This window comes from Methanobrevibacter sp., assembly GCF_017406825.1.
Taxonomy (GTDB): domain Archaea; phylum Methanobacteriota; class Methanobacteria; order Methanobacteriales; family Methanobacteriaceae; genus Methanocatella.
Genome location: NZ_JAFQXT010000003.1, coordinates 87691 through 97153 on the forward strand (window position 1 = coordinate 87691; position 9463 = coordinate 97153).

Sequence of the window (9463 nt, forward strand, 5' to 3'; positions counted from 1 at the left end):
CCACTATATCGCAAACTGGACGAAATACAAAATTAAATGAGATTAAACATCTCATTTCCCTTATTTTTTTTAATTAATATATATGTTTCAAACACTCTCAATTTTTTCTTATTTTCAATGATTTTAATGGTTTATGATTTTTTCATGGACTTCATTTTTCCCCCCATGGATAAAGATTTTTAACTATCTAAGTTAATATATTATTTAGTGATAATATGAAAATAGCAACTATTCTAGGTACAAGGCCGGAAATTATTAAGATGGCTCCTATTATTGATGAAATAGCCAAAAGGGGTATTGACCAGATTGTTTTACATACAGGTCAGCATTATGATAAGGAAATGTCCGATAACTTCTTTAGGGATTTGGAGATTCCAACACCTGATTACAACATTCATGTTGGATCAGGCACTCATGGAAAACAGACAGGCTTGATGATGAAGGGAATTGAGGAAGTTCTTCTAGAAGAAAAGCCCGACATTGTTCTGGTTCAGGGAGATACTAATGCGGTGCTTGCAGGCGCACTTGTGGCTTCAAAACTGCACATTGCAATTGGCCATGTCGAGGCGGGACTCAGGTCATTTGACATGACAATGCCTGAGGAAGTAAACAGGAGGGCTGCTGATGTCACATCAACAATGTATTTCATTCCGACAGAACAGTCAGCAATCAACCTTCTGGCTGAAGGATTTTCACATAAAAATCTTCTCATCACTGGAAATACTGTGGTCGATGCATGTTTCAGACACCTGGAAATTGCTAAAAAAAGAGGTTTTGAGGAAGAGTCCCTCGCCAATTTGGATATTGAGAATATGGACAATATCCTGACACTGACAATGCACAGGGCAGAAAATGTCGATGTCAGGGAACGTGTAATTAACATTATCTCAGCTTTAAAGGAATTAAGCGACATGAACATCATTTTCCCGATACATCCTAGAACTAAAAACACATTGGAAAACTTCGGATTATTCGATGAATTGAATAATCTCGATCATGTTCACATTATAAAGCCTATAGGATATCTTGATTTCTTGCTTCTGACCTCGAAATCAACTTTAATTCTGACAGATTCTGGCGGACTTCAGGAAGAGGCCATAACCCTTAACGTGCCTGCTCTGACATTAAGGTATAATACTGAAAGGCCTGAAACCGTAACTGCTGGAGGCAATATTTTAGTCGGTTCGGATAAGGAAATGATTCTTGAAAATGCCCGCAGAATATTGTCTGATAAGGAGTTTGCAGATAAAATGAAAAATGCTCCGAATCCATATGGACAGGGGGATTCTGCAAAACTAACGGTTGATGCCATTGAAGATTATTATGAAAAAGGCCTTCTTAACATTGAAGCTCCGGAAGATATCATGGGTTCATTTACAAGAAAGATGGCTCAGATTACCGAAGACGTCACTGTCAGCGAGTTTGAAAGGGACAATGACTCATTAATTCACATGGTCTTTGACGGGGAAAATATGCGTTTCCCATTTGATGATTTGAACTTAAACGGAATGATGATTACATATGATAAGCAAGAATGATTCAATATTGGTATTCGAATATTTCACCGCTTCAGGTGAAAAGGACAAATGCATTATCTCTGAAGCTGAAGAACTGATATTTTCACTTTTGAATGATTTGAAAGACTATAATATTGATCTGGTCATCAATAAGTCTTATGAAAATACGGTAAAAGAGTATGAAAATGTCAATCCGATTTTAATTGATGAAAATATTATTGACTGGCTTAAGGATAATGCTGCAGATTTCAATAAAGCCATTTTCATTTCTGCGGAAAATGACAACAATTTATATAATATCACTAAAATTTTGGAAGAAAACAACGTAAAAACATATACTTCAACTTCTGAAGCCTGCTTTAAGACTTCCGATAAGTTTGAAACTTATGAATCACTTCCAATCACTATTCCTCAGCCAAGGTCATTCAGGTTCAAAATAGATCCAAAAGGATACTGGAAAAGGGCAATTGAGAATCTGCATGAAAAATGGCAGGCTGAAGACCCTTTAACTCCACTAAAATTAATTATTAAACCGTTAATCGGGGTGGATTGTGAAAATATTGTTGTTATTGAAAACATTGAAGATTTATCCTATGATTTGGAAAACATTTTCCCGCCGGGCTCCAGAATCATCGTTCAGGAATTCATCAAGGGAACAGATGTCAGCGTAAGTCTGATATCAGACGGCAAGAAAGCCATTCCAATAAGTTTAAATGAACAATTTGTCGAACTTAAGGATGAAAAGGGAACCTATTTGGGTGGAAAAATTCCTTATGAAAGCGAATATAAGTATGAAGCGTTTGATATAGCTAAAAACGCTGTTGAAGCGATTGATGGGTTGAGAGGTTTTGTCGGAGTGGATTTAATCATCAATTCCGATGAAAAGGATGTTTATTCAGTTTATCTTTTGGAAATAAACTCAAGATTCACAACCCCTTATGTCGGATTGGCCAAAATCGCTAACTTCAACATAGGAAAAAGCATCATTGAACTGCTTGACGGTGAAATAAGTCTTGACGATTTGGATATTTCTCTAGATGGCGAAATCGAATTTGTAAAATCCGGTGAATCACTGGAAATCAGGAGGGCATAACATGAAAATAGCAGGATTTGACATTGGCGGTGCAAACACAGACCTGGCGGTCATCGACTTTGAAGACGGTGAGATCAGAAATCTAGAAGTCGATTTTGCATATCTTCCGATGTGGAGCAATAACGATGATTTGTCAAGAGTATTGATAGAACTGATTGAAAACATTTGCCCCCTTTCTGAAATTGATGCTGTCGGCATCTCAATGACTGCGGAACTGGTTGACGCCTATGATACCAAAAAGGATGGCGTTTTGGATGTTATGCGGAAATGCGAAGACACATTCGAGTGCCCGATAGCTTATGTTGGGGTTGATGGGATGCTTTCCAAAGAGGATATTGAAAAAACCCCTCTCAAGGCCGCTGCGGCTAACTGGATTGCAACTGCACAGATTGCCACACTGATTTCCGACAACTGCATCTTCATAGACACCGGAAGCACAACAACAGACATCATTCCCATTAAGGACGGTAAGGAATGCGCAATAGGCAAATCCGATTTTGACAGGTCCGCAACAGGTGAACTGGTATACACTGGAACATTGAGAACCAATCTTGCAAGTTTTCTTGATAAAGTTGAACTAAACGGAAAAGAATATCGTGTAGCCAGTGAATTGTTTGCCCAAACTGCGGATGTTTATATGGTTTTGGATCTGATCAGTGAAAAGGATTATATCTGCGATACCTTTGACGGTGAAGGAAAATCCAAAGCGGATTGTGCCAAACGCATAGCCCGCGTTGTATGTGCAGATTTGGAAATGCTGTCAATGGATGACATTGTTGAGATGTCCAGATTCATACATCAAAAGCAAGTTGAACAGATTGCAGACGGTTTGAAACAGGTTGTTGAAACTCAAAACCTTGATTTGATTGTTACAACCGGCCTTGGAAAAGACATTCTGGATAAAAAGGCGGCAGAACTTTTAGGCTTGAAAGTCAAATCCATGGGAGATATTTTATCAGATGATGAATGTACTGTGGCTCCGGCTATCGGAACTGCCGTTATGATGGAAAAATATCTGTCCTAATACCACACATCTTTCAAACCAAGAAGATAAGCGAAGGTATTGGCTATAATATGTATTATTAATGTAAGGGCGATTGCCATTACAATAAATATCCAGTTGATTCTAACGAATGGTAAAACTAGAATTATGGCAACTATTATGAAATCTAGCTGATCAAGAATCGGTGCAGGTTTTCCTCTTCCGATTCCAAGTCTTCTTTTTAAAAAACTGCCTAACGCATCACCGAGCATGGCTCCAAATCCAAGCAAAAATCCAATAAGGATTCCGCTGTTTACATAGGTTATTATGGGAGTGATAAGGTTATTCCCAATCAATGGAATGACCATAGGAGCAATATAGCCTTGTACGGCACCGGTCACTGTTCCGATTATTGTCCCCGCAACCAATCCTCTCCAGGTAACGCCATCTCCAATCCAGCGACGGCCTTTTGAGTCGATTTTTCCAAAATCAATTGGTGTTCCGCCTCCAAAGGCAAGCGCACCACCATTTGAAAAATAGGCCGGAAGAATAAAATAGAGGGTTGTTAAAAATGCGATTAAAATCACTTGAACTGTCAGTGCCATTGAATTTACTCCTTTGTATTACAAATTATACATATATATTACAATTAATAATATTTAAATATTAAATTGTTTTAAATATATTATATTATGTAAGCTTGTACTAATTGGGATTAGTATGAAAAAGGTGATTATTTGAAAATAAAAACAACAAAAAGTTTATGTCCTGAGTGTGGCAAGACTTTAGATGCAGAAGTATTTGATGAAGACGGCAAAATATTCATCAAAAAAACTTGTGATGAGCATGGGGAGTTTGTTAACACTTATTGGAGTAATGAAGATTTATATAATAAAGTGGAACAGTTCGTGCCTTCAGTCACAGGTGTTGAAAATCCTTGTGTTGAAGATACTGCGGCATGTCCAGATAATTGCGGATTATGCTCAAAACACGAAACTTCTACTGTATTGGGATTAATTGACGTGACAAATAGGTGTAATTTAAAATGTCCTGTCTGTTTTGCAAATGCTGCAGCAGCAGGATTTCTGTATGAGCCTAGTAAAGATGAAATCAGGCAGATGCTTAGAAATTTAAGGAGTCTGAAGCCTCATCCTTGCCCTGCTATTCAATATGCCGGGGGAGAACCTACTGTTAGAAAAGACATAATCGAACTTATTGAAATGGCAAAAGAAGAAGGTTTCACTCATGTTCAGATTGCAACAAATGGTATTAGGATAGCTAAAAGAGAAAATCTGGCAAAAGACTTGAAAGCTGCTGGATTGAATACTGTCTATCTTTCATTTGAAGGTGTAACTCCTGAACCTTATATTAAAAACAAAGGAAGGGATTTGCTTCCGGATAAATTGCAAGCTATTGAAAATTGTAGAAAGGCAGGTTTAGGTGTTGTGCTTGTGCCGACATTAGTAAAGGGTGTCAATGATGACCAAGTCGGCGAGATTATCAAGTTCGCTTTTGACAATAATGATATCATTTATGGTGTTAACTTCCAGCCGGTTTCATTTTCAGGAAGGACTCCATCAGAGCATGTTGAAGAGCAAAGGATTACCATTCCTGACTTTGTTAAGATTATTGAAGATGAAACTGACGGACAGGTTCCGACAAGTGCATTTTACCCTCCATCTTCAGTTGAACCAATTGCGGAGTTCATATCCCTGCTTGATGGCCATGATTCAGCTAAAGTAACTTTGAATTGTCATGAGCATTGCGGTATCGCTACTTATGTATTCAGAGAAAAGACAGAGGGTCCTGGAAAAGATAAGTTAATTCCAATCACTGATTTCATTGATGTTGAAGATTTATTCGATAAATTAAAAGAATACAATGAAAAACTCAAAAAAGGTAAATTTGGGTCTCGTAAAAGGGTTTTAGCAGGTTTAACTGGAAACCTTCCAAAGATGATTCATCCAAGCAGATCTCCTAAGGATTTGGATATTACAAGAATCTTGTTAAATGTCTTTGCTAAAGGAGATTATGAAGCATTAGGAGACTTTTCTAAAGATGCAATGCTTATTTCTTGCATGCACTTTATGGATCCATTCAATTTCGACCAGGACAGGGTTAAAAAATGCGTTATTCATTATGCAACACCTGACGGTAGGATTATTCCATTCTGCACATTCAATTCAATGTACCGTGAAGGTGTGGAAAAAGATTTTGCAAAACCTTTAAAATAAATATGGATTAGAATTACAAACAATCACCTTAACTCGTATTTGGGATTTTTCCCGAATACTTTATTTTTTTTATTAATTGATTCTTATTGTGATGGCTATGGATGTTATTAAAGGAAAAACATGGACTTTTGGGGAAAATATCGACACTGATGTAATTATTCCCGGAAGATATTTGAGAACATTTAATCCGCAGGATCTGGCAGACCACGTATTGGAAGGTGAAAGGCCCGATTTTACACAAAATGTTCGGCCGGGAGATGTCATAGTGGCTGATGAAAACTTTGGCTGCGGTTCATCAAGAGAACAGGCGCCTGTTGCAATTAAAACTGCCGGTGTAAGCGCTATTGTGGCCAAATCATTTGCAAGGATTTTTTATAGAAATGCAATCAACATCGGGCTTCCGGTAATCGTTTCAGATATTGAGGCTAAAGATGGGGACATCATAAGCATTGACCTGTCAAAAGGAACACTGGTCAATGAAACTACTGGAGAGTCAAAAACCTTCGAACCGTTTAAAGAGTTCATGTTATCTATTTTAGAGGATGGCGGTTTGGTAAACCATTATCTGAATGATTCTGATTAAGGAGGCATAAAAATGGATTGTCCAATTTGTGGTTCTGATGACATTGAAATTATAAATTCAAAACAGAAAACAACTAAAAAGAAATTAACCGAGGAATATCTGCTCAAATGTGAGGATTGTGGCCATGTATTTAGAAACATTGTTTCCTTAAAAAAACCTAGGCCGTATAGACTAATCATTTCCGAGCAGGACAAATCTCATAAAACTACAATCGACTTATCCCCTAGTGATGAGTTGCAGGTTGGCGATGCTTTGCTTTCTGATGTAGGTCAGGTTGAAGTGACAGGTATTGAAGTGGGAGATAAAAGGGTGGATAAATCCAAGCTCGAAAATGTGGATACAATCTGGGCAACTTCCGTTGAAATTCCTGCACGTATAGGCTTTTCAGTCGATTTGCACGGCGAAGTTGATTCATATAAGCTTGACCTTGAGAGAGATTTTGAAATCGCCCCGGGAGATGTTGTCAAGATTGAAAATCACATTGTAAGGGTTCACGTAATCAAGACACAGGATAGAAAATTAACTTCTGGATTTGCAAAAGCGGGAGTAATTAAAAGAGTATACTCAAAACCGGTCAGATTCAATAATTATGATTATGACTTAACCAGCAACATTTTTAAAAAGACCAAATAGGGATTCTCATGAAAGTATTTATTGAATCTTATGGATGCACATTTAATCAGGCTGATGGACAGATTATAGCAGGCAATCTGCTTGAAAATGACATTGAAATTGTGGACAGTATCGATGAAGCCGATGTAATCATTGTGAATACCTGTTATGTGAAATTGCCCACTGAAGATAAAATGACCTATAGGATTCAAAGGTTGCAGCAGGACTTTCCGGATAAAAAAATCATTGTCGGAGGATGCATGGTTGAAATCGATCCTGGAAAATTAGACAAGATTGGCCCGGATGTTTCATGGATAGGTCCTCATCAGTTAAATAAATCTGCTGATGTGGTCAATGCAACATATTGCGGAGATGTCATTCGTGAAACCGGTTTTTCAAAAGACTCCAAAGTCAATGTTCCCAAGCTTAAAGACGATAGTTTAATACATATTCTTCAGATTTGTGAAGGTTGTTTGGGTGCATGCACATTCTGTTGCACTCGTTTTGCTCGTGGACCACTGAACAGTTATCCGATTGCTGAAATCGTTGCTGAAGCACGTGATGCCATCGAAAATGGGGCATGTGAAATTCAATTGACTGCCCAGGACACTGCAGCATTTGGCCGTGACAGTGGTGAAAAACTGTCTGATTTAATTAAAGAAGTGGCTAATTTAGATGGAGATTTCCGTGTTCGTGTTGGAATGATGCATCCTAAAAACATTTTAAACGATGTTGATGAAATCATCGATGCAATAAAACATCCGAAGGTATATGATTTCATTCATTTACCTGTTCAAAGTGGAAGTGATAAGGTACTCTCAGACATGCGAAGGGGCCATACAGTATCACAATACAAGGATGTTGTCTCAAGATTTAGAAATGAAATCCCAAATCTGACCCTGGCCGTCGACATTATTGTCGGCTATCCGACTGAAAGCGATGAAGATTTTAATGAAACTGTAAAATTGCTGGAAGAGATAAAACCCAATTTGATACACTTATCAAAATATCAGCATAGAATTGGGGCCATATCCTCTTCATTGACTGAAATTTCTCCTGAAATAATGAAGAAAAGATCAAAATTTTTATCTCAATTTAAACAAGAGATAACAGAAGAAGAAAACAAAGAATTAGTTAATTCCATTCAAAATGTCCTTGTCGTCGAAAAAGGTTCCAAGGGAGGATACATTGCAAAAACAAATTCTTATATTCCTGTTATTGTTGATAATGTTGAGTTAGGCACTTTTGTTGATGTAAAAATAACCGAAGCAACCTCCACTTATCTAATAAGCGAATTACTTGAAGAATAATTTTTTATTTTTCGCTTTATTCTTATTTTGTTTTTATTGTTAATTTGTATGCTTTAAATTTTTATAATATCTATATTTTTTTGTAATATTCGAAAGCATATTGTAATAGTTACTATGGTATAATATAGGCGATTAATATCCATTTTTCACCGATACCTTTATATACTATTATATACTATCATTTAATTGGAGGTGTAATTATGAGTGAATTACCAATCGCACCAGTCGGTCGTATCTTAAAAAATGCTGGCGCACAAAGAATTAGTGATGATGCAAAAATTGCATTAGCTGAAGCATTAGAAGAAAAAGGTGACGAAATCGCACAAAAAGCTGTTAATTTCGCACGCCACGCTGGTAGAAAAACTGTAAAAGCTGAAGATATCAAATTAGCAATCAAATAGATTTACTAATTGGTTATTTTCAAAAAAAGCTTTGTAAATAAAATCTATTGGCCATTTTCTTGGTCAATTTTTTTTATTTTATTTTAATTTATTTTTTTAATACTGCTTGTTCTATTCAACTGAGAAAACTTTATATATCACTTTAACCTAATTATAGTATGTTGTATAGGACCGGTGGTCTAGGGGTATGATTCCTCTTTGACGTGGAGGAGATCACGAGTTCGAATCTCGTTCGGTCCATATGCCATGGTAGTTCAGATGGGAGAACGCCAGACTGAAGATCTGGATGTCGCTGGTTCAAGTCCGGCCCATGGCATTCAATTTCTATTTTTTCTGATTATTCTTTTAAAACAAAAACAGTAATGATTTTTTTGGGCGGAAGTCAATTTTTTTGTATAATTTTTTTCATTACCAAATAATAAAAGTAAATGAAAGGCCAACGTCAATGCAAAGATAACATACAATGGATAAAAATACTTAAACAAGGCAGCAAAAACAGTCAAAATCTAAGTTAAATAAGGAGTAAATCCTTATTTTTTAATTTTTTAATCTTTTTTGGTTAAGGTAATAGGTTTCGGTTTGACCTGTGTGTTTTCCCTTAATTCCTTGTATGCCTTAACAATTTCATAACCGTTATCACTGCCAATCAGATCTGCTCCTCCGGTGAGTATTTGGTTTGCAAATTTATATTCATTTATGCCGCCGTAAATTTCAATTTTGATTTTTGGAGC

9 protein-coding genes, 2 tRNA genes and 1 pseudogene are annotated in these 9463 nt (G+C 36.8%); 10 read left to right on the plus strand and 2 right to left on the minus strand.

Annotated features, from left to right (window positions below):
* Window positions 1–215 precede the first annotated feature (215 nt).
* Genes wecB through IJF99_RS00810 form a run of 3 tightly spaced genes read left to right on the plus strand, consistent with a single transcriptional unit; the run spans window position 216 to window position 3634 of the window.
* Window positions 216–1538, plus strand: coding sequence for a non-hydrolyzing UDP-N-acetylglucosamine 2-epimerase (gene wecB / locus IJF99_RS00800; protein ID WP_292790753.1), 1323 nt, complete (start codon window positions 216–218; stop codon window positions 1536–1538).
* Entirely contained in the window at window positions 1522–2610 is a 1089-nt protein-coding gene (locus tag IJF99_RS00805) for an ATP-grasp domain-containing protein (RefSeq protein WP_292790755.1), read from the plus strand. Before wecB ends, IJF99_RS00805 begins: the two co-directional genes overlap by 17 nt.
* Before the next feature lies 1 nt (window position 2611).
* On the plus strand, window positions 2612–3634 hold the full coding sequence (locus tag IJF99_RS00810) for a hydantoinase/oxoprolinase family protein (RefSeq protein WP_292790757.1): 1023 nt from the start codon (window positions 2612–2614) through the stop codon (window positions 3632–3634).
* Here the strand turns inward: IJF99_RS00810 and IJF99_RS00815 are convergent.
* Window positions 3631–4197 (minus strand): CDP-2,3-bis-(O-geranylgeranyl)-sn-glycerol synthase, encoded by a 567-nt coding sequence (locus IJF99_RS00815; RefSeq protein WP_292790759.1) that lies wholly within the window; start codon window positions 4195–4197, stop codon window positions 3631–3633. The two genes, IJF99_RS00810 and IJF99_RS00815, sit on opposite strands and share 4 nt — an antisense overlap.
* Window positions 4198–4329: 132 nt before the next feature.
* On the opposite strand from IJF99_RS00815, the gene tes reads away from it, so the two are divergent.
* The 7 genes from tes (at window position 4330) to IJF99_RS00850 (ending at window position 9048) form a co-directional block, all read left to right on the plus strand.
* Window positions 4330–5826 (plus strand): tetraether lipid synthase Tes, encoded by a 1497-nt coding sequence (gene tes, locus IJF99_RS00820; RefSeq protein ID WP_292790761.1) that lies wholly within the window; start codon window positions 4330–4332, stop codon window positions 5824–5826.
* A 97-nt stretch (window positions 5827–5923) separates the two neighbouring features.
* Window positions 5924–6409, plus strand: coding sequence for a homoaconitase small subunit (hacB, locus tag IJF99_RS00825; protein ID WP_292790763.1), 486 nt, complete (start codon window positions 5924–5926; stop codon window positions 6407–6409).
* 12 nt (window positions 6410–6421) lie between these two features.
* A complete protein-coding gene (locus IJF99_RS00830) occupies window positions 6422–7042 on the plus strand; it encodes an HVO_0476 family zinc finger protein (protein ID WP_292790766.1) in 621 nt (206 codons plus the stop codon).
* 8 nt (window positions 7043–7050) lie between these two features.
* Window positions 7051–8331, plus strand: a complete 1281-nt coding sequence (locus IJF99_RS00835) for a tRNA (N(6)-L-threonylcarbamoyladenosine(37)-C(2))-methylthiotransferase (protein ID WP_292790769.1) — start codon at window positions 7051–7053, stop codon at window positions 8329–8331.
* 200 nt (window positions 8332–8531) lie between these two features.
* Window positions 8532–8732 carry a histone family protein gene (locus IJF99_RS00840; protein ID WP_042691314.1) on the plus strand — a complete coding sequence of 67 codons (201 nt, stop codon included), beginning with the start codon at window positions 8532–8534 and terminating at the stop codon, window positions 8730–8732.
* Between the two features lie 168 nt (window positions 8733–8900).
* Window positions 8901–8972 (plus strand) — tRNA-Val (locus tag IJF99_RS00845).
* 3 nt (window positions 8973–8975) lie between these two features.
* Window positions 8976–9048: transfer RNA gene (locus IJF99_RS00850), tRNA-Phe, on the plus strand.
* A gap of 229 nt (window positions 9049–9277) precedes the next feature.
* Here IJF99_RS00850 and IJF99_RS00855 read toward each other — a convergent pair.
* A pseudogene (locus IJF99_RS00855) lies at window positions 9278–9463 on the minus strand (deoxyribose-phosphate aldolase); the annotation flags it as partial.